Source organism: Candidatus Dormiibacterota bacterium (genome assembly GCA_035544955.1).
Lineage (GTDB): Bacteria > Chloroflexota > Dormibacteria > CF-121 > CF-121 > CF-13.
The window spans coordinates 1-18,152 of sequence record DASZZN010000003.1 but is presented as its reverse complement, the minus strand read 5'-3'; the positions used below and the strand labels follow the sequence as shown (position 1 = coordinate 18,152).

Here is an 18,152-nt window from a genome sequence, read left to right as displayed (position 1 = left end):
GTCTCCCGCTTTCCCAAGTACCTGACCTCGCATCGCAGCCCCAGTCAGAACGGGATACTGAGTGGCATGAGGACTCTCCACCCGGCGTACCGCGTCACCGACCTATCGGCATCGCTGGACTTCTACACCGCACTCGGGTATGAGCAGGTAGGACGCGTTGACATCGGGGACGGCTCAAGCCTGACCATGCTCAAGTTCCCCCGTGAGGAGAGAGTTACGCTCGAGCTGGTGCACCGGCCGGCCGATGGCCCCGTGGATATCGGCACGGGGTTCAGTCACCTCCCAATTCAAGTCGACAGCCTCACGCTCACCATAGAGGCGTTATCGCACGCTGGGCTAAGGGCCGGCCCAATCGAGCTCCCCGGTGGACCCGACGGAGCCCAAACCTCATGGATCACAGACCCCGACGGATATCGGATTGAGTTGGTGCAATGGCCACCAGGCCACGCCAGCGGGCTTACAGCTGCTGACTTTCCTTAGACGGGCGATGCGAACGTACCGCGTCGCCGGACTGTTGCTCTGCCGAGGCCGTCACGCATCTCAATCGCGGCAGGCCGCGACTCTGCCATAGCCTGACCCGGGCTGGGCGCGGCAGCAGGGTGAGCGTCGCTTTGGTGAAAAAGGCCGTTCGTTGGGCGTGCGACAGGCGTCCGCCGACCGTCCGCCGAGCGTCCGTCAAGCGTTCGCTGCTCGTCCGGCGATAAGCCAAAGCTCTGCGTTTGTATTCCGCGCGAGTTCGAAACTTGTCCGGTTGGGGTCGTAAATACCACCTGAAAGCCTCGGCGTATACCGGGTATATGTCCACGTCGACAACTTGGTCATCTTGGACGGCGATTCGCGTGAATACCCGCTCGACGACCTCCCGTTGAGCTGCCGGGCTCGACTCCTGGACAGCGGCCGCGAAGCCACGAACGAGTTCGAGCGCCTGGAGAGGCGACATGCCGGGGGTTGACGTCGCATAGTCCCACCGTCCATCCTCTTCAGAAATATCCGCAAGAGACTTGTCTCGGAACGCTTTGTCGCAGAGCCCGTCCCGGTACATCTCCAAGGTGCGCTGCCTGCGCAGGGCCAGCTCCCGGCGCGAACTTGGCCTGGCCGCCTGGCCAAGTACTCAGGCGTGGTCTCGTGAAGCATGCGGCCTGAGAAAGTTCGGGCGACCACTCCGTTATAGATCTGCTCCAGCCATGAAAAACCGAAAAACCTTGCTGGGAGGCGGGGTCTTGCTCGCCACGGTGGCCAGTGCCCTGATCATCGCCGCCGGCCATCTGTCGAGTCTCGGGACGCGAACGACGCCGAACCCTTCGGCCAGCCCGTCCGGCGCCTGCCGTCAGCCGGGGCCGGTGGGCAGCGGCACTGTGGCTTCGCAGGCGGCCGATGGCCGCTTCGTTGCCTGTATTCAGGTACCCCTCGGCCCCAGCAACGCCGTGATTTCGGCGATCCGACTCGAGCCGTGGCCAAACTGGGATTCACGACAAGCCGCGCGCGCGGGCGACTGGCTGACGCTGACTCCAGCGTCAGGCCCGCCCGGGACCGAGGTCAAGGTCAGTGGCCACGTCGGGCCTTGGCCAGCGGTGGTGGGGAAGCCCGACGCTGCGAACATCTGCTGGGCAAGCTGTGACGCGTTGCAGGGCTCGATCGCCATCACGTGGTCCAAATCGGAAGCGGGACGCTTTGACGGCAGCTTCACAGTTCCGGCAGCTCCATGGTTCCGTGGGAAAACCATCAGCTCATTGCAGTCTGGCCGCTACGCGGTCATCGTTCCCTGTCTACCGTTGTACCTCGACCGCAAGGGGGCCTGTGCGACCGCGCGCCTGCAAGCCTTCTTCGACCTCTCCGCGCAGCGCCCATCGCCCTGCGCCGCGTCGCCGAGTTGCGCCCGTTTGCAGGCCACGCCAATGCTGGGCCCTCCTGGAAGCCTGGTGAGCATCGAAGGTTGGGCGCCCCTGACCGGGATCGGCGGCAGCGGCTTCGTCGAGATCGGGTTCGAACCCGAGATGTCGCAGATTCTCAAGGCCTCGGGCAACATTGCGACGCCTCCGGCGGACATGCTGACATCGATGCGCTTCTCGATTACGCGCTCGCCCGACTGGGCGACGCTTCCCGCGCTACACCCTGTTTCCATCCAGCGTACCGGGATGGACCCGATTGGCGTCGACCCGAGCGATCCCCGGCGGTTCGCCTACTGCGGCGCGGGCAGCATTCACATCACGCGCGATGGTGGTAGCAGCTGGACCACCATTTCCGATGCAGGCCTTGAGCAGGCCTCGGCGGCAACCGACTATCCATTGCCGAATACGCTCGACCCCGACCTGATCTGCAACTCGGTCGCGCTTGACAGCCGCTTTCCGGCGACGATCTACGCCAGCTTCGTGACATCGGGCTTCAACGCCGGGTCGGTCGCGTATGTCAGTCGTGACAGTGGCGTGAGCTGGCAGCCGGCGCCATTCCCGGCGGACTATGACATGCAATGGTTCGGCGGGTTCCGCGCTTCGGCAACCTCGGTCGAGCCGCTCTATTACACGCTCTTCGACGTCGCTCCAGGTCCGGCCGACTTTACGGTCGAGCAAACAACCGATGGCGGGCGCAGCTGGCATGGCGCGACGCTGCCATGCCCTGGCCGTGGCCCGTGCCTTGCCCTTGGCGCCCTGCCGCATCGGGGCTGTAGCGCCCATGACGGATTGCAATCAACCTTGATGTCCCGCGATAGTGGGCGCTCGTGGATGGCATTGGGCTGGCCGGATTTTCTGAGCGCGTGCGCGACCGCGCAGCTCATCGGCCTGGCAGACGATGGCGTGGTTATGGTCGATCCCCTGAGTCCCTACGCGCTGAGGGTCACGCTCGACGGCCATACCTGGCTGCGATACGCGCTGCCACCGATCAACGGTGCCGAGCTGACCAAGGACAACACGCCGGGAACGCTGGAGATGCTTCCCGACGGTCGGCTCCTGATCGCTGGGCCGACGTGGTATCTGCTCGCGGCTGGTGCCCGGAGCTGGTGCACGGTCCCTCTTTCGGGCGTTGCCCATGATGTGGACGTGGTTAGCCCGATGCCGATCGGCGGCAGCCTATGGTGGATCGATCCCAACGCCGGTTCGGCACTGGAAGGCGCCCCGCGCTCGATTCCGTTGAGCCGCATCCACTGCTGAGTCCGGCAGATCCTTCGATCGAGGCCGGTGGCCAGGCCTTCCAAAGTCTCGATCAACCTGACCATCGCCAGCGCACCCGGTGACAGTAGTCGAGCAGGTCTCGCCTGACTCGGTCTCGTTCGCGCTTCGGAATCTTGTCCACGAAACCCACAGACTAACTGCCGAGCGACGCGGAGCCGCAAGCGTATTTGCGAAGCACCGGTGGTATTTGCGCCCCCGAGTCCGCTCGGGGTCGCTTGACCTCAATTTTCGTATTCGTTTTCGCGGTGGTGGCTACTTGACTAATCGGGTCAAGATGTACACATTTTCTCGGAGGCCACTGGTTATGCCGGCCCGAGAAAGACAGGTTGGGTGACCCTCGCAACCGATGATGAACAGCTGTGCACAGTGGTCGCGGCTCTATACCACTCGAACCCACGACAACCTAATGGCGCACCTCTTTATCGACCTGTGACTTCCTGATGTAGATTGCTGCTCGCTTGATCGTGGCTGGATGTGCCACCTACGCTGCCTTTTGCGGACGTTGCTCTTCGGTGAGCGGCCCAGAAAGCGCAGACGACTTCCGCGTATGCCTGAATCGCGACACCGTCCTCGGACCCGCCTCGAGCTCACACCGCAGGCTGACGCCCGACGAGCGAGCGCGGACCGGGATCAGCGACGCGGTTAGTCCGACGCTCGGTCGGGATTGAGCACGTCGACGATCTGGTCGCGGACTTCGAGCAGGCGCTTTAGGCGGTCTTGACGACGTAGGTGCTGGCGATCTTGTCGTGCCAACCCTGCTTGTTGGGGTCGAATGCCACCCAGATGACGCCGATCAAGATGGCGAGGCAGGAAATCAGCAGGCCGACATAGCGGATGAACCCCTGGAGGATGGTGAGGTCACTACCATCGGTGCGGACGACCCGCAGGTTCAGCAGCTTCATACCAACCGTCTGGCCCCGCCAGGGGCTGCTGTTGGACCAGAAATAGCTGAAGTAGGCGATGCCGAGAACCAGCCGGAACAGGTTGCCCAGATCCGTAGACCTATTGAGAACCGCGCTGACGACCAGGTTGACGACCAAGAGAATGACGCCGTCGATGAGGATCGCGACGAACCGGATCCAGAAGCCTGCCTTCGGTGCATTGACGAGCGATGCGCCAGCTGAAACCGGCTGTTGCATGGGGCCCGATTGCATGGACATCGTTAAGCCCCCTCCAGTCTTGGCGCGAGTACAGTCTGACCTCTGTTCAACGCAGGGCCGTCGTCCCCAAGCTCGTCGGGCATAGGGAGTTTGCTCGGCCACCAGGCATGGCGTCCGATGAGCATCGTGATCCCCGGAACCAGCAGCGAACGGACGATGAAGGTGTCGAGCAAGATGCCGAGCGCCACCGCGAGGCCGGTTTCTACGCCGTCGCGAACCGGGACGGTCGTTAGCACACAAAAGGTTCCGGCCAGGATGATCCCCGCACTAGTAATCACGCCGCCGGTACTCGAGACCGAGCGCCGGATCGCCTCCGGGAGCCGGTAGGATCGGACCTCTTCCCGGACGCGACTCAAGAGGAAGATGTTGTAATCCGCGCCCAGAGCCGACATGAACACGAACGTATACAGCGGCAGTTGGACGCTCGCAGTCGCACTGTTCAGGACGGAGCGGTTGATGTAGAGCACCAACCCGAGCGCGGCCGCGAAGGTCAGGCCGTTGATTAGCAGCAGATAGACCGGCGCCAGAATCGACCGCAGGAAGAGACCCAGAACAACGGACACCAGGACGAGGACCAGCGCCACCACCGTCCGCGTGTCCGCGGCGGAGATCACGAGGTTGTCATATGAGGTGGCCGTCTCTCCGCCGATGAGAACCTGACCTGCACCAGTCGCTGCGATGGCATGTCGTGCCGTCGAACGGAGTTGGGGAACCAGATCGATCGCCGCAGGCGCGTACGGGTCACCACGAAGCTGCACGGCGAGAAGCACGACCCGGCCGTCTCGCGAAAGACCGGCTGAAGTAACGGACGCGACTCCCGGCGATGCCGTCAGCGCCTGCTGCACCGCCGCTGCCGCCGTCGAGCCCGATTGCGGCGACGTCACAACCACATTGGTCGGCGCCAGAGAGCCGGGGCCAAAAGCCCGCTTGAGCATGGCATCGCCCTGCAGCGACTCGCTCGGCCGCAGATAGGCATCAAGGGCGGCGAATCGAGGTTGGTACTGCAAGACTCCGGTCGCCAGCGCCAGCAGAAACACGACCGGCAGAATGGTTGCCGCCAACGGATGTCGTGCCACAAAGCTGCCCACATCGGCCCAGAGACGGACACGGGCTTGCTCCGGATGTCCCAGCCGCGGTATGGCGGGCCAGAAGACAACGCGGCCGAAGATCGTCAGCACTGCAGGGATGAGCGTGAGCCCCGCCAAAAGGACACAGGCAATGCTGGTGGCGAGGGCGACGCCGACATCATGATTCACGGGATTGGCCGCGAGGGTGAGGGTGAGCGTGCCGAGGAAGACGACACCGCCGCTGGCCAGAACAGGCTCCGCGACAACCCGTAATGCTTGACGCATCGCGGATGCGGCGTCCCGCTCTCGGGTGAGGGTCGGGCGGTAGCGCGAGAGTATAAATAGCGTGTAATCGGTTCCGGCACCGAACAGAAGGATGGGAACCAAGGCGGTGGCCTCGCCATTGATCGGAGCGCCCGTGAGGTGTTGCCCGATGGTCAATAGTGAACTCGCCACGATGTACGCCCACGCGACGGCAACCACTGGAAGCAGCGCCAACAGCGGCGCGCGGTAGACGATGCCGAGGATCACCAGCACCAGCAGCAGGGTGCCCAGCAAGATGCTGCCGAGAATTTTGCTCGTCAGCAGGGTCAGGTCAGCCTGGATTCCCGCCGGGCCGGTGACGCGAATCTCCAATCCGTCGGAACCAGTCCCGACGTGCTGGCGAATGGCCGCCACCCCATCCGAAAGGCTGTTTCCGCCGCGGTTCCTGATCGACGCCTGAATCACGAGGGTCGATCCATCCTTGGATATCAATCCGGCAGCTTTCGGTCCGGGTGCTGAAAACGGGTCGATGACACCCGCAAGGTTGTTCGGGGCGGACGGCGATCGCAACCAGGCGGCGATCGATAGTGCCTCGGTCCGATCCGCTGGGCTAAGCCCTCCGGCTCGATGGAGCACGATCGTGGCCGCCACTCCATTGCTGTTTGGAAAATCCCTGGCGATCACGGCGTCTGCCTGGCGTGCCTCAGCTGACGCCGGCAGGGCGAACGCGAAGCCGGGGGGAGGCGCAGGATACTTCTGCGCCAGAGCGGTGAGGACAATCGCCGCGACCGCCCAGGCTGCCATGACAATCCAGGCCCCACGCCTGGTTGTAATTCGATCGGTCACGGACGCGAGGACGCTGCTTACCATGCCCACACCTCTTCGGATTCTTTGGTTACGCGCTCTGGTTAGGCGCGTAACCCGTTTGACTTCAGGCTAAGAACTATCCCGGGCGCGGGAATCGGTGGAATTACCGAAAAGCGCCTCAGGAGGTAAGGGCGGGCTGCCCTCGCCGCTAGCCTGGGAGGGTGCGCTCTGAACCATGTGCTTCGACCCAGCGGGCGATCTGGGCGCGCGAGTTGACGCCCAGCTTGTTCAGAATGCTGCGCACGTGGCTGTCGACCGTGCGCTCGGAGATGAACAGCCTGGCGCCAATCTGTTTGTTGCTCAATCCCTCACCGACAAGCTGAGCGACCTCCGCCTCGCGCTTCCCCAGCAAGCCGTCCGGACTGCGATTCAGTGCAGAACTGGGCGGAGAACCCTGCTGGCGTTCGTCCAGCGCAAGGGCGATCGCGGCCTGGCGGGTCAATCGCCGGCCTTTCTCCATCTCGGCGTCGAACTTGGCCTTCCCGAGCGCGGCGATGGCGGTTTGCTCTGCCTCGGCAATCAAGGGCGGAAGAATCGGAAGCGGATTGGCGCCGGCGGTGATCCTGACGCTGTCGGCAGCGCCGATCAACTGAGCCGCCAGGCGATGCTGTCCGGAGGACGCGGCGTGGCAGCCCAACATCGTGAGCACGTAATAGAGCGCCACGCGATCGTCCAGCTTTCGAGCAACGCCCATGGCCTCGATAAAACGCGGCTTCGCCTGGTCGAGGTCGGCCGAGAGGAATGCCGCCAGGCCGAGGTTGGTGAGCATCATCTGGAGCGCGTAGAGGTCATTGGCTTCACGGCTCAATTCGACTCCGGCGGAAGAGGCGGCTCGAACCTCGTCGAGATCACCACGCATAAGCCCGATAAGCGACCTGGCCTGGAATAAGCCGACCTTGACCGCGACGTCGTCGAGGTCCGTACGGACGGCGTGCGCTTCCTCGAGCACGCGCCGCGCCGCTTGAAGATCCCAGGTCATCATCTCGGTCACGGCGGCCATGGCAAGCGCCTGGGAAAGCAAGGCGGGCTGTCCGGCATCGCGCGCGTACGATGCCGCCTCGAGGAGTCCAGTGCGCGCCTTTGCCGCGTCCGCTTTCAGGAGCGACAGAAATCCGCGCAGGAAGTAGGCCCAGCCGGCCGCCTGCGGGCTTCCGCGTCCGTGCGGCAACAGCTCCTCGAGCCAGCGCAGCCCTTCGGTGGTGGCGTGCGTGATCCAGTACCAGGCGGCGCCCTGTGTGATGTCGATGCCGCGAGTGAAGTCGGCGCGTTCCACGCACCGCCGCAGTACCGCTCGAATGTTGTCGATCTCCAGCTCCAACCACGACAGGCGTTCAAGGAGATGAAAACGCGCGTCGGGCATGGCTCGCAAGCCGATACCGCGGTAGTGTTCCACCAGGCGGTCCTCGACCGCTTCCTCTTCACCCGCGTCCCGAAGCTTGAGGCGCGCATATTCCCGGATCGTTTCGTGGAGGCGGTAGCAGGCTATGTCCTTGATTTCCTCTTTGCCGACGAGCGAGCGATCGACGAGTCCCGACAGCAGGTCGAGCACGCGCCTGGCCGGCAAATCGGTGGATGAGGCAACCGCCTCGACGTCTGGGAGCGTGAAGCGCCCCGCGAAAACGCAAAGGCGGCGGAAGATGGCGCGTTCGGACGGATTCAACAGGTCGTGGCTCCACTCGATGGTGGTTTCAAGCGTCTGATGGCGCGGCAGCGCCGCCCGGGTTCCTCCGGTCAACAGCGCGAATCGGTCGGTCAAACGCTCGACGATCTGGGCAACGCCCAGAGCTCGAGTCCGAACCGCGGCCAGCTCGATGGCAAGCGGAAGTCCATCGAGCCGCCGGCACAGTTCGACGACGGCAGCCTGATTGGTCGGCGAGAGTTCGAATTCGCCGCGCGCGGCCACCGCGCGCTCGATGAACAGCATCACGGCTTCGTTCTGGCGGAGTTGGTCCAGGGGCTCACTCGGGGCTGATGGCAGTTCGAGAGGGGAGAGTGGCATGAGATGCTCACCTGGGATGGAGAGTGGCTCGCGGCTGGTGGCGATCACGCGTACGCCCGGCGCGGCGCTGAGGATGTGCTCGACCAGCGACGCGGCCGGTGGGAGGAGGTGCTCGCAGTTGTCCAGCACCAGCAACAGCTTCTTGCCCCGTAGGTGAACAAGGAGGAGCTCGAGGGGTGCGGTAGCCGCCTGGTCGCGCAAGTCGAGGGCTCCCATTACCGCATTGGGCACGAGCCGCGCGTCGCGAAGTTCGGCGAGCTCGACCCACCAGACGCCGTCTGAAAAGCCGCGGGAGAGCTCGTTGGCGCCCCGGATCGCGAACCGGCTCTTGCCCACGCCGCCCGGGCCGACCACGGTGACTAGCCGCGCCTCGCCGAGCTTCTTGCGGAGCTCGCTGAGATCGGCTTTGCGGCCGATGAAGCTGGTGGTTTCGGCTGGGAGGTTGCCCAGCCGGCGTACGGGCCTGGCCATCTATCCGTAATTTCACCGATTTCGGCCGGCCGCTGCCTGCCTAGATTGGGTTTATCACCAATGAATCAAGGCAGGTAATCCGTTGACGACAACCTATCCAGAGCAATTCCACGTCGATTTTCCGGCTCGCCCGCTCGACCGCCTGACGACCGGGCTTCGCATCCTGGCGGCAATCCCGATCCTGATCCTGGGCGGGGGGGGTGGTTTCGAGCTATACGTTCAATGGTGGCGACCAGGGGACCACGACCACGATCGCCAGCCCGGTCGGTCTCCTCTTCCTGCCGCTGGTCCTGATGCTGCTATTCCGAGGCAAGTATCCGCGCTGGTGACCAGCGTTTGATCCCGAATGTCGGCCAGCTCGACCAGCCACCCGCCATCGCGAAACGCGCGATTCAGGTCTGGCGCGGCTCGAATCGCGAGCCGGGTCTTACCGACGCCTCCGGGGCCGACAAGGCTGATCAGGCGCGCTTGGGTGAGCTTCTGTCTGAGCTCGGTCAGCTCACGCCGCCGCCCCACGAAGCTGGTTGTTTCAGCGGGCAGGTTGCCCGGCCGGCGGCTGGACCTCGCCATCGTTTACCAAGAAATTACTACGGCGGCCAGTTACCCGGCCGATCCCGATCGCTTTTGGCCTTTTCGGTAATTCCACGGATTTCCTCGCCCGCCGGGCTGACTAGCCTGAGGACATGACGGACGAGTTCATGATTCAACGGGTCGAGGTTCGTTTCGTTGGACACCCCCCGGTAACCCAGGTCGCGCGCGCGTCCGGGGTCAGTGCGGTGGAGGTGGACCAGGAAATTCTGCGCTGCCTGGTCTACGGCAGCTTCCAACCCTTTCTCGAGGCGATCCGCGGTCACGAAGTCATCAGCCTGGCGTCAACGATCGAAACGTCCAAGGAGGACAAGGCATGGTAACGACCTATCCGGTTCAGTTCGACGTCGACTTTCCGACCCGACCGCTCAATCGCGTGTCGACCGGCTTCCGTATCTTCGCTGCGATCCCGATCGTCATCGTGCTCAGCGCCCTGACCACCGCGCTCTCCCAAGGCAGCGACCATATGGGTGACGTCACCCTGGCTGCCGGCATCCTGTTCGTGCCGCTCGTGCTGATGATCGTGTTCCGGCAAAAGTACCCGCGTTGGTGGTTCGACTGGAACCTCAATGTGCTTCGCTTTTCGAATCGGGTGACGGCGTACCTGGCGCTGCTGGACGACCGCTATCCCTCGACCGATGAGGAGCAATCCGTGCATCTCGACTTCGCCTACCCTGACGCTCGGCAACTGAACCGCTGGCTCCCGCTGGTCAAGTGGCTGCTCGCCATCCCACACTACGTCGTGCTCTTCTTCCTGTGGATCGCGTCGCTGGTTGCTGTCGCGGTCGCCTGGTTCGCGATTCTCTTCACGGGTCGATATCCTCACGGCCTCTTCAATTTCGTCGTCGGCGTGCTGCGCTGGACCAACCGGGTGAATGCCTACGCCTTCGCCCTGGTCACCGATCAATACCCGCCGTTCCGGCTGAGCTGAGATGGCCATTGCCAGCGCATCAACGCAGACCGGCACGGAGCGGATGAGAGCGATCGTTTGCCGCAGCGTCGGCCGGCCCGAGGATCTGAAAACTGACTCGATCAGGTCGCACAGCAGCGGGTCGACGAGATCGTCGAACAGCGGTCGGCCCGAGCCGAGTACGGCGGGATGCACGTAGAGCAGCAGTTCGTCGAGCAGTCCAGCGTGAAGGAGGGCCGTCGCGAGCGTGGCACCACCGACGCCGATCGTGCCTTCAGTGTCGGCTCGGATCGCTGCAAGCTGCTCGATGACGTCGTCGCCGCCGATGACGACCGTGTTGTGGTCGGCGCTCGTGCGCGTGCGCGAAACGATCGCTTTCGGCATCGTGGTCCAGATGCGCCCGAATTCCCGCATGTATCCGGGGAGCGATTCGTCGTTCCCGGCTTGTGGCCACGCGGCCTCCATCATCTCGTAAATGACGCGCCCCTCGACCAGCAACGCCAGGTCGCCGAGCTGCTGGTTGAAGCTCTCGTACAGCCGTTCGTCGATCCGTGCCCAGGCAGGGACCTCGGTGACGTGTTCACCTGCGACAGCCTCGATGAAGCCATCGATCGATACGTTCATCCAGTACACGGTTCGTCCCATGGCCCCGCTCCTACCTTGGCATGTCGCGCTGGAACGCGATCGTATGTATTCATACTCATTCCCTATGAGGGAATTGTTCCTCCGGCTCGTTCTCGTTCTCGCGTTGACCGGCTGCGCGCCGGGTGGCTTCGGACAGCCGCCCGGCGGCGCATCGCCGTCCGGCTCGCCGTCCGCCGGCGGCATCGCCAGCCCCGCCACCGCCTGGCCCCAGGCGCGTATCACCACCGCGGATTTGCATCTCCCGGGCGGGATGATGTTCGTCGAGGTCGAGGCGGCGCCGGGTGGCGCGCTTTTCGGCTTCACCTTCAAGCCCATGCCGCCCGGATCGGCAACGGAGCCCATTGGCGAAGTGGCGCTCCTCAAGCCCGCGACCCACGAACTGCTGAAGGTCGCGACCATTTCCTCGCCCGACTCGCTCATACTGTCAGGCGATGCCAGCGAGCGCTGGCTGGTTTGGGCCGAGGCTTCGCCCCGCCCCACGCTTGACGGCTGGGCCCTGTACGCTCAGGACCGGCGCACCGGCCAGACCCGCACTGTGGCCCGGGCCGCCGCGGTTGATGGGCGTCCGGTCCCGACTCCCAGCATCGAACTGCGACTGGACGGCGACATGGTCGTCTGGTCCGCCGGTGTGGCCCGGGCTGCGATTGGTGACCACCTGGACTGCTTCCTGGCGCCACTGTCCGGCGGCCAGCCGGTCCAGACCCTGGCCACCGATTGCTTCCACCCCGTCATCTCCTGGCCCTACGTGGTCTACGGCCAGCACCTCGGACCGATCCCTGGAGGCTACGTCGAGCTGACCGCGATGGATCTCCGCACGCATGCCCACCACCCCGTCGGCGCGGTCCGGAGCACGGAGTACTACGCGCTCGCCGGGACGACCCTGATCTATACGACAGCGGGGAACAAGACGATTCACCTGATCGACATCCTGAGCCAGAAGGATCGGCTCCTGATGGACGTGACCGACAGCACGCCCGGGTATCTCCAGTTCCCGGCGATCAACGATCGTCTCGCTGTCTGGGACGACTGGGCAGGCGTCTGGGCCTTCGACCTCAAACGCAAGCAGCTCGTTCGCCTTCGCCCGGCCACGGGATTCACCGGTGCCTATCTGCGGGGCTCGACCCTGGTCTGGGAAGACTACACCAGGCCGGACTCCAAGGACCGCGAGTTCCGCGTGCTGCGCCTGCTCGACACCACGCAGATCCCCTGAAGCAGACGGCCGCGGCCGTCTGCGGGTGAAGGGCGGCAAAACTCCATCCAACTCAAGCGCCCCGAGCATCCACATGGTGCAACCCGCTCAGGACTGGCCGCGAAACCACCCTTCCGCGCCTGACAATGCTGCCGGGAAGGGGACTCTGCAGCCCCATGGGCAACTTGTTGCAAGGAACTCATTGACGCGTAAGTTAGCGATATGGACACCTGAATTATGGGCACTCGGGCGTCTACTAGGAGGTTGTTGTACGCAGCAGCGGCCGTGGCTGGGCTGCTCTTAGTTGGCGCTGTGACGCTGGAGCTCGTGCGGACTGGTTGGTTCAGCCGTCTACATGACAATGGAGTCGATCCAACCACCCGCACATTCGCGGTCCGACTCTACAACGACTCGAGCGTGACAATCACGCTAAAGCAATGCGACCCGACGTGCTCCACGTTTCATGAAGAGCTACAGTTGGGCCCTTGGGGTTCGACCATGGCCAACACCTCGGACGAAAACGTCGACAATTACTGGTTGGTCGTAAGCAACTCGGGAACGCGCCTCGGCTGCCTCGACCTGAAGTACGACCACAAGGCCTTTGGGACCGTTGTAAAGACCTCGATGGCTGGTGCCTGCCCCTGACTGATGTTGTGGCTAGCCCAAGATTTTCCCCGTAGATGGGACCGGCCATTTCGCCTTCGTGCGCGATGAGGGATTACCCGCCCCAACTCGTCAAGCGACCGCCCTTCCGGGGAAAAGCTGGCGTTGCTGAGCGAGTGTATTGCGAATGCCGCGGCTCACGACTTTACAACCACCCGTGGCGCATTTGGCTGGCCTTTTCGCTAGAGGCTCGCTACATCAAACGTATTTGAGAAGGACCGGTGGCATTTGCGCCCCCGAATCCGCTCGGGGTCGCCAGACTTAAGACGTAGCTGGATCCCAGCTGGTGGACAGGATCTGCCTGGCCGTCATTCTTGGCCCGCAGAGCCGGCAAATAGTCGGCCGTCAGGACTTCGGTTTGCGTCGACGGGAGGGGGGTCGCACTGGCCCGGGTTGCTCGGCCACTTTGACGAGCGCGGCAGCCACGATGCGACGTTCCACAGTCGACAGGTGCGAAATAAAGTAGCGCGTGATGCCCTGGGCGTAGACGGGCCATGCCCGCCGGATCGCGTCGCGACCGGCCGGCGTGAGCACGGCGGCCATTCCTCGACGATCGCCGTCCAGCCGTTTGCGCTCGATCAAGCCCGCCGACTCGAGCCGGTCGACCAAACGTGTCGAGTTGCTGCGTGTCAAGAGCAGCCTCTCGGCCACATCCATCATCCGTAGCCGGTGGGCGGGCGCCAATTGGACCGCCACCAACAGGTCATACCACTCCAGCGGGATGAGGCCGCGCTGCTGGAGGTCGGATTCGATCCGAGCGACGGCTCTGGCCTGGGCGGTTAGGAACGTGCGCCAGACCGCAACTTCCGGGGTGGACAGCCGATTGGCCACTGGCCAAATCGTATCAGAAAGTTGCAATTCGCAACGATCTTTGCCTAGACTGAGGGAGCTTATTTGCAAATTGCAACTATTGGAGATGATCAACATGACGGAACCAAGCCCGACCCGCGTTATCGACAGCAGGTTAGTGCCGGCGGTGGGCATCTGGGAGTTCGACCCAGGACACACAATCGTCAGCTTTGAGGGCCGCCACTTGATGGTGAGCCGGATTCGCGGCACCTTTCAGCGGTTCTCCGGGCGGATCCACGTCGCGGAAACCCCCGAACAGTCGTACGCCGAACTGGAGATCGACGCCGCCAGCGTCGAATCGGGATTCAAGGATCGCGACGATCATCTGCGGGGCGCTGATTGGTTTGACGTGGGACGGTACCCGACCATCCGTTTCAAGAGCAGCGATGTGCACCACGTCGCACATGGCCGGTGGCGCGGCGCCGGCCTGCTCACCATCCGTGACGTGACGCGGCCCATCGGGGTGGACCATCGAGTTCGACGGCGGAGCCACGGATCCGTGGGGCAACCAGAAGATCGGCGCAATGGTGACGGCCACCGTCGACCGCGAGGAGTTTGGACTCACGTGGAACATGCCGCTCAAGGCCGGGGGGTTGCTCGTCGGCAATGAGATAAAGCTGACGGTAGGGGTCGAGGCGGTTCGGCAGTATTTACGAAAGTCGCGCGCGGCGAGTCCGGCAGAGGTGGAGGTTGCATGATGGTCCGCATGGTGGATGACGGATGCAGTTCGAAAACTTGTCCGAGTGGGGTCGTTCAGTATCACGTGTTCTCCGTGCTCTAAGCATGGAGACTGGCGGATACCGGAGGGCGCGAGACCTATTAACCTTCAGATCGGAGATTTCTCAGCAGCGACATCGGCTTGAGAATAGGAGCGTGGGGAGTCTGAGCGGGAAAGTTGCTGTCGTTACCGGGGCAAGCCGGGTCTCAGCAAAGGGATCGCGCTCGGCCTCGGCGAAGCGAGGACCAAATTTCGAGGTCCGGCCAGGCGCTCGTCATCGAAGACCTCGCCAGGGAGCTAGGCGTCAGCTCAGCAACTGCTCCAAGGACCTAAAAACTGAACAGCTTTCAAGATCTCTAGCTTCCCGAGTGAGACCGCCCAGCATCAAACGTATTTGACGAGGACCGGTGGTATTTGCGCCCCTGAGTCCGCTCGGGGTCGCCATCCAGAACAAGTTTCGAACCGGGCTGGGCGAATTCAAATAGCCGCTTAAAAGGATTATTAAGAGCCGAGGCCCGGGTCCGAGAGTATTGGTCGACGGTCACGCCGGAGAACAGCAGCTCTGCGAATTCTGGCCGCCGTTCCGCCGTTCCGCACCGGTCCCAAACATCTCGAGGCTCGACAGAATCGCCAGCCCAGCGGCGACGTCATCACGACCGGTCGGGATAAGAATGGGCTAGCCGCAGCGGGTTGCGCGTCCCATCGCCTAACAGGCTGTCCCTTCGATACAGACGGCGCTGGCGTCTCCTTTCGCATCGACCAGCACGCGGCCTCCAAGCGGCCTCGACAGGCGCACGGTCACTGTTCGGAAGTGCCCTTCGAGCGTGCACCCCCCGCCCGCCGGCAGGGTGTGAAAACGGCTCGCGATGGCAACCGCAACCGCCGTTTCGGATTCTGCGGCCGAGGCCGCGAGATCTTCGCCGCACGGCCCCGGGGTATCGGGGCCACCGGTGGTACCTAGCGTGAGGGTCAACCCGTCGGCACTGATGCGGCCACCCGCCATGCCCTCGGGGCTGACTCGATTTCCCCAGAAAGCCGACGGTTCGAGAGCCGAGTACCCGAGGTAGGCGTCGATCTCGCTGATGTCGAAGAGCCATGCGGACATCGGCATCGTCCCGCGGTCACTCGGAAAGCCGGCGACCTGCCAACGCACGTCCTTGATCAAAAACGGTCGAGCCGTCGTGCATTGAGATGCCTGGGAGGCAAACCCGGCGCGCGCCGCAATGAGCTCTGAATAGGCTTCCACCGCTCCGAGCGCCCGATACGAGACCCCAGCGGCAGTCGCGCTGCCAGGCGCCGTCGCTGGCAGCGTGACGCCGGGCGCGAGAACGAACTTGTTGCAGCCCCAGTCGAGCTTGCGGTCGGGTTCGGTCGTGAAGCCGGCCGGACCGATGTGCTCGAGGGTACGGTCGAACACGATGATCGGACGCGGGTTGGCGGTGGCAGGGAAGTCTTTCCACGCCGCGAGCGCTGCCGTCGGCGGGCTGGGCGGCGAAAGTGAAGGAAGTGGTTGGGCAGTACCCGGCCCACAGGCTGTAAGCAGCATCAGCGCAACCAACCACCTCGGCATATCAGAGCAACGTCTCCAGCGCTCGAAGCGTAACGCTCTACCGGTCAAGCCTTGACGCGCTTCATCAGCCGGCGCTCTAACGCGTCGCATCACATCATCCCTGCTCTTGCTGGGCCAGTCCTGATCCATCAAAGTCTTAAGACCTTCTTAGAACCGTGTCACGATACCGCAAGCTTCGCAGGCAGACCATTAGGTCACTAACAACGACACAAAGGACCTAAAGAAAAATGTCGATACGAACGTCACTGTCATTAAGAACTTCTTTTCTCTTACTTGCAGCAACAGCAATCCTGGCGGCCTGTGGAACAGCAGCGGCTTCCTCCTCAAGTTCCACTTCTTCAAGCTCGACGACTCAGCCCTCAGGATCCGCCGGCGGGGGATCCAACGCTCGGTCTGGACCGGCCTCAGGGGGAGCATCAGGCACGGTTGCCAGCGTGTCCACGTCGAGCTTCACGATGTCGACATCAGCGGGTGTGAAGGTGACCGTCGAGGAGGCGTCCTCTACGACATACCAGAAGGGGACGAACTCGACCTCGGCGAGTGCCATTACAACAGGCGAACCCGTCCTCGTACTTGGGACGACCAACGGAGTGACCATCACGGCCACGCAGGTCATCGTGCAACCAACTGGCGACGGCGGATCTGCGACATCCTCGGCGGCAGGGGCGATCCCCTTCCAGCGCGGGGCACCGACCGCGTCTAAGCAGGTCGGTCAGATCCCGCCAAACTACCGTCAGGGGTCGGGGACGATCGTCAGCGGAACGACCGCGAATAGAGCGACGGAAGCTGCGCTGGCCGCCTACCCGGGCGGCGTCGTCGACCGTGTTGTGAAGCTGAGCAACGGCGAGTACGAGGTCCACTACATCGGCGTCAACTGGCCGCACCACGTCTTCGTCAACCAGGACTTCACGGTGGTCGGCGCTGACTAGCCGTCGCGGTCGGGCATACATGCGCGCCCTCATGCCATTCAGCGGGGCGAACGGGCGTTCGCCGAGGTGCTACGGAGCGACTGCGAAGGCTTCTCGGGACCCGTGGCACAGATATGGCACATGAGGGCGTTGATGGCACGAATGGGTGACGTGCTATCAACGGTCCAAGAGGGCCGATTCCGAATACGAGGCCCAGCGGAGAGGGTGGGATTCGAACCCACGATAGGGTTGCCCCTATAACGGTTTTCGAGACCGTCGCCTTCAACCGGGCTCGGCCACCTCTCCGGTAGCTTCGATGCGAAGATTTGGCGGTCCCGACCGGATTCGAACCGGCGATCTCGGCCTTGACAGGGCCGCGTGCTTGGCCAGACTGCACCACGGGACCGACGGCTCAGAAGTTTACAGGCTGCCGAACCTGGATCGGCGCGGAGGCGCCTCGCGTAACTCCCCCTCTTCATGCCGCGTTGCATCATGCGGCTGGTTTGTTAACTCTGCTATCACTATCCCTCTTGGTACCCCTTCCGGATATCCCTCTGCGGAGGCTCATATGAGCCAGAGCCGCAATCCGCGCCGGACCCCCCGGGCCTCGGCGTACGAGCCCCCGAGCCCCGGCTACAGGGCCACTGGCGGCGGTTCCTCACCAGGTCCGCAGTACGGCTACAGGCCCCCTCCACAACCGCCACCCGGCCAGAAGCCGCGAGGCGGCGGGAAGCCACCCGGGGGTAGGCCACCAGGTTCTGGCGGCCGCCAGCCCGTAAGCCGCTTCAGGCGATGGTTTCCCTGGCTGGCGGGTGCCCTGGCGCTGCTCATCTCGGGTCTGGTCGGCTACGTCCTCCTGACGCTCAAGGACCTCCCGGACCCGGGCCAGCAAGCCGCCTTCGCCCGCTCCATCGTGATCTACGACCGGAAAGGCCGTGAGATCCAGCAGGTGAACCAGCAGGGCCAGTACTACCACGACGTACGCCTGGGCGCGATGGGCAAGTGGGCCCCCGCCGCCACCCTGGCCGCGGAGGACCGCAACTTCTACCACCATGGCGCCATCGACTACGGCGCGACGGCCAGGGCGGCATTCGAGGACGTCACGCACCGCCAGTAC

Annotated in this window: 17 protein-coding genes, 2 tRNA genes and 1 pseudogene; 10 read left to right on the top strand and 10 right to left on the bottom strand. The window is 63.7% G+C overall.

Going from position 1 to position 18,152, the window contains the following annotated elements; translation table 11 throughout:
• Positions 1–66: 66 nt before the first annotated feature.
• Both VHK65_00435 and VHK65_00430 read left to right on the top strand, forming a co-directional pair.
• Positions 67–480, top strand: coding sequence for a VOC family protein (locus VHK65_00435; protein HVS04619.1), 414 nt, complete (start codon positions 67–69; stop codon positions 478–480).
• Positions 481–1,184: 704 nt separating this feature from the next.
• The gene (locus VHK65_00430; protein ID HVS04618.1) at positions 1,185–3,146 is read left to right on the top strand and encodes a hypothetical protein; all 1,962 of its coding nucleotides are present in this window, start codon (positions 1,185–1,187) and stop codon (positions 3,144–3,146) included.
• A gap of 728 nt (positions 3,147–3,874) precedes the next feature.
• Here the strand turns inward: VHK65_00430 and VHK65_00425 are convergent.
• The 3 genes from VHK65_00425 to VHK65_00415 all read right to left on the bottom strand — a co-directional run bounded on the left by VHK65_00425 (position 3,875) and on the right by VHK65_00415 (position 8,995).
• Entirely contained in the window at positions 3,875–4,306 is a 432-nt protein-coding gene (locus tag VHK65_00425; GenBank protein HVS04617.1) for an RDD family protein, read from the bottom strand.
• Between the two features lie 23 nt (positions 4,307–4,329).
• The gene (locus VHK65_00420) at positions 4,330–6,528 is read right to left on the bottom strand and encodes an MMPL family transporter (protein ID HVS04616.1); all 2,199 of its coding nucleotides are present in this window, start codon (positions 6,526–6,528) and stop codon (positions 4,330–4,332) included.
• Between the two features lie 145 nt (positions 6,529–6,673).
• On the bottom strand, positions 6,674–8,995 hold the full coding sequence (locus VHK65_00415; GenBank protein HVS04615.1) for a LuxR C-terminal-related transcriptional regulator: 2,322 nt from the start codon (positions 8,993–8,995) through the stop codon (positions 6,674–6,676).
• 200 nt (positions 8,996–9,195) lie between these two features.
• Here VHK65_00415 and VHK65_00410 point away from each other — a divergent pair, with 200 nt between their 5' ends.
• From VHK65_00410 to VHK65_00400, 3 genes are all read left to right on the top strand, one after another.
• Positions 9,196–9,324, top strand: coding sequence for a hypothetical protein (locus VHK65_00410; GenBank protein ID HVS04614.1), 129 nt, complete (start codon positions 9,196–9,198; stop codon positions 9,322–9,324).
• Positions 9,325–9,678: 354 nt separating this feature from the next.
• On the top strand, positions 9,679–9,906 hold the full coding sequence (locus VHK65_00405) for a hypothetical protein (GenBank protein ID HVS04613.1): 228 nt from the start codon (positions 9,679–9,681) through the stop codon (positions 9,904–9,906).
• On the top strand, positions 9,900–10,514 hold the full coding sequence (locus VHK65_00400; GenBank protein HVS04612.1) for a DUF4389 domain-containing protein: 615 nt from the start codon (positions 9,900–9,902) through the stop codon (positions 10,512–10,514). The genes VHK65_00405 and VHK65_00400 overlap by 7 nt, the downstream gene beginning before the upstream one ends.
• Positions 10,515–10,652: 138 nt before the next feature.
• On the opposite strand, the pseudogene VHK65_00395 reads toward VHK65_00400, so the two are convergent.
• Positions 10,653–11,117 (bottom strand): annotated as a pseudogene (locus VHK65_00395) (dihydrofolate reductase family protein).
• Positions 11,118–11,202: 85 nt separating this feature from the next.
• On the opposite strand from VHK65_00395, the gene VHK65_00390 reads away from it, so the two are divergent.
• Both VHK65_00390 and VHK65_00385 read left to right on the top strand, forming a co-directional pair.
• Complete coding sequence (locus VHK65_00390; protein HVS04611.1) at positions 11,203–12,348, top strand: hypothetical protein; 1,146 nt, start codon at positions 11,203–11,205, stop codon at positions 12,346–12,348.
• A 477-nt stretch (positions 12,349–12,825) separates the two neighbouring features.
• The gene (locus VHK65_00385; GenBank protein ID HVS04610.1) at positions 12,826–12,972 is read left to right on the top strand and encodes a hypothetical protein; all 147 of its coding nucleotides are present in this window, start codon (positions 12,826–12,828) and stop codon (positions 12,970–12,972) included.
• Between the two features lie 363 nt (positions 12,973–13,335).
• Here VHK65_00385 and VHK65_00380 read toward each other — a convergent pair whose 3' ends face one another.
• Together VHK65_00380 and VHK65_00375 are read right to left on the bottom strand one after the other, a co-directional pair.
• A complete protein-coding gene (locus VHK65_00380; protein ID HVS04609.1) occupies positions 13,336–13,821 on the bottom strand; it encodes a MarR family transcriptional regulator in 486 nt (161 codons plus the stop codon).
• A gap of 133 nt (positions 13,822–13,954) precedes the next feature.
• Complete coding sequence (locus VHK65_00375; GenBank protein ID HVS04608.1) at positions 13,955–14,377, bottom strand: hypothetical protein; 423 nt, start codon at positions 14,375–14,377, stop codon at positions 13,955–13,957.
• Here VHK65_00375 and VHK65_00370 point away from each other — a divergent pair.
• Positions 14,364–14,537 carry a YceI family protein gene (locus VHK65_00370; GenBank protein ID HVS04607.1) on the top strand — a complete coding sequence of 58 codons (174 nt, stop codon included), beginning with the start codon at positions 14,364–14,366 and terminating at the stop codon, positions 14,535–14,537. The genes VHK65_00375 and VHK65_00370 overlap by 14 nt on opposite strands.
• 726 nt (positions 14,538–15,263) lie before the next feature.
• Here the strand turns inward: VHK65_00370 and VHK65_00365 are convergent.
• Positions 15,264–16,103: a hypothetical protein gene (locus VHK65_00365; GenBank protein HVS04606.1), complete on the bottom strand. Its 840-nt coding sequence runs from the start codon at positions 16,101–16,103 to the stop codon at positions 15,264–15,266.
• A 376-nt stretch (positions 16,104–16,479) separates the two neighbouring features.
• A complete protein-coding gene (locus VHK65_00360; protein ID HVS04605.1) occupies positions 16,480–16,674 on the bottom strand; it encodes a hypothetical protein in 195 nt (64 codons plus the stop codon).
• Between the two features lie 43 nt (positions 16,675–16,717).
• Between VHK65_00360 and VHK65_00355 the strand changes: the two genes are divergently transcribed.
• The gene (locus VHK65_00355) at positions 16,718–17,056 is read left to right on the top strand and encodes a hypothetical protein (protein ID HVS04604.1); all 339 of its coding nucleotides are present in this window, start codon (positions 16,718–16,720) and stop codon (positions 17,054–17,056) included.
• A 196-nt stretch (positions 17,057–17,252) separates the two neighbouring features.
• On the opposite strand, the gene VHK65_00350 is transcribed toward VHK65_00355, so the two are convergent.
• Positions 17,253–17,341 (bottom strand) — tRNA-Ser (locus VHK65_00350).
• Positions 17,342–17,362: 21 nt separating this feature from the next.
• Positions 17,363–17,441 (bottom strand) — tRNA-Asp (locus VHK65_00345).
• Between the two features lie 162 nt (positions 17,442–17,603).
• On the opposite strand from VHK65_00345, the gene VHK65_00340 reads away from it, so the two are divergent.
• A partial coding sequence (locus VHK65_00340) for a transglycosylase domain-containing protein (GenBank protein ID HVS04603.1) occupies positions 17,604–18,152 on the top strand: 549 nt, incomplete at its 3' end.

What these genes read in the sequence shown, in the direction of transcription:
- VHK65_00400 (HVS04612.1), top strand. Translation starts at nt 9,900, where the DNA reads ATGGTAACGACCTATCCGGTTCAGTTCGACGTCGACTTTCCGACCCGA.
- VHK65_00420 (HVS04616.1), bottom strand. Translation starts at nt 6,528, where the DNA reads ATGGTAAGCAGCGTCCTCGCGTCCGTGACCGATCGAATTACAACCAGG.
- VHK65_00360 (HVS04605.1), bottom strand. Translation starts at nt 16,674, where the DNA reads ATGGCACTCGCCGAGGTCGAGTTCGTCCCCTTCTGGTATGTCGTAGAG.
- VHK65_00405 (HVS04613.1), top strand. Translation starts at nt 9,679, where the DNA reads ATGACGGACGAGTTCATGATTCAACGGGTCGAGGTTCGTTTCGTTGGA.
- VHK65_00425 (HVS04617.1), bottom strand. Translation starts at nt 4,306, where the DNA reads ATGCAACAGCCGGTTTCAGCTGGCGCATCGCTCGTCAATGCACCGAAG.
- VHK65_00415 (HVS04615.1), bottom strand. Translation starts at nt 8,995, where the DNA reads ATGGCCAGGCCCGTACGCCGGCTGGGCAACCTCCCAGCCGAAACCACC.
- VHK65_00390 (HVS04611.1), top strand. Translation starts at nt 11,203, where the DNA reads ATGAGGGAATTGTTCCTCCGGCTCGTTCTCGTTCTCGCGTTGACCGGC.
- VHK65_00365 (HVS04606.1), bottom strand. Translation starts at nt 16,103, where the DNA reads ATGCTGCTTACAGCCTGTGGGCCGGGTACTGCCCAACCACTTCCTTCA.
- VHK65_00385 (HVS04610.1), top strand. Translation starts at nt 12,826, where the DNA reads ATGGCCAACACCTCGGACGAAAACGTCGACAATTACTGGTTGGTCGTA.
- VHK65_00430 (HVS04618.1), top strand. Translation starts at nt 1,185, where the DNA reads ATGAAAAACCGAAAAACCTTGCTGGGAGGCGGGGTCTTGCTCGCCACG.
- VHK65_00370 (HVS04607.1), top strand. Translation starts at nt 14,364, where the DNA reads ATGGTGACGGCCACCGTCGACCGCGAGGAGTTTGGACTCACGTGGAAC.
- VHK65_00435 (HVS04619.1), top strand. Translation starts at nt 67, where the DNA reads ATGAGGACTCTCCACCCGGCGTACCGCGTCACCGACCTATCGGCATCG.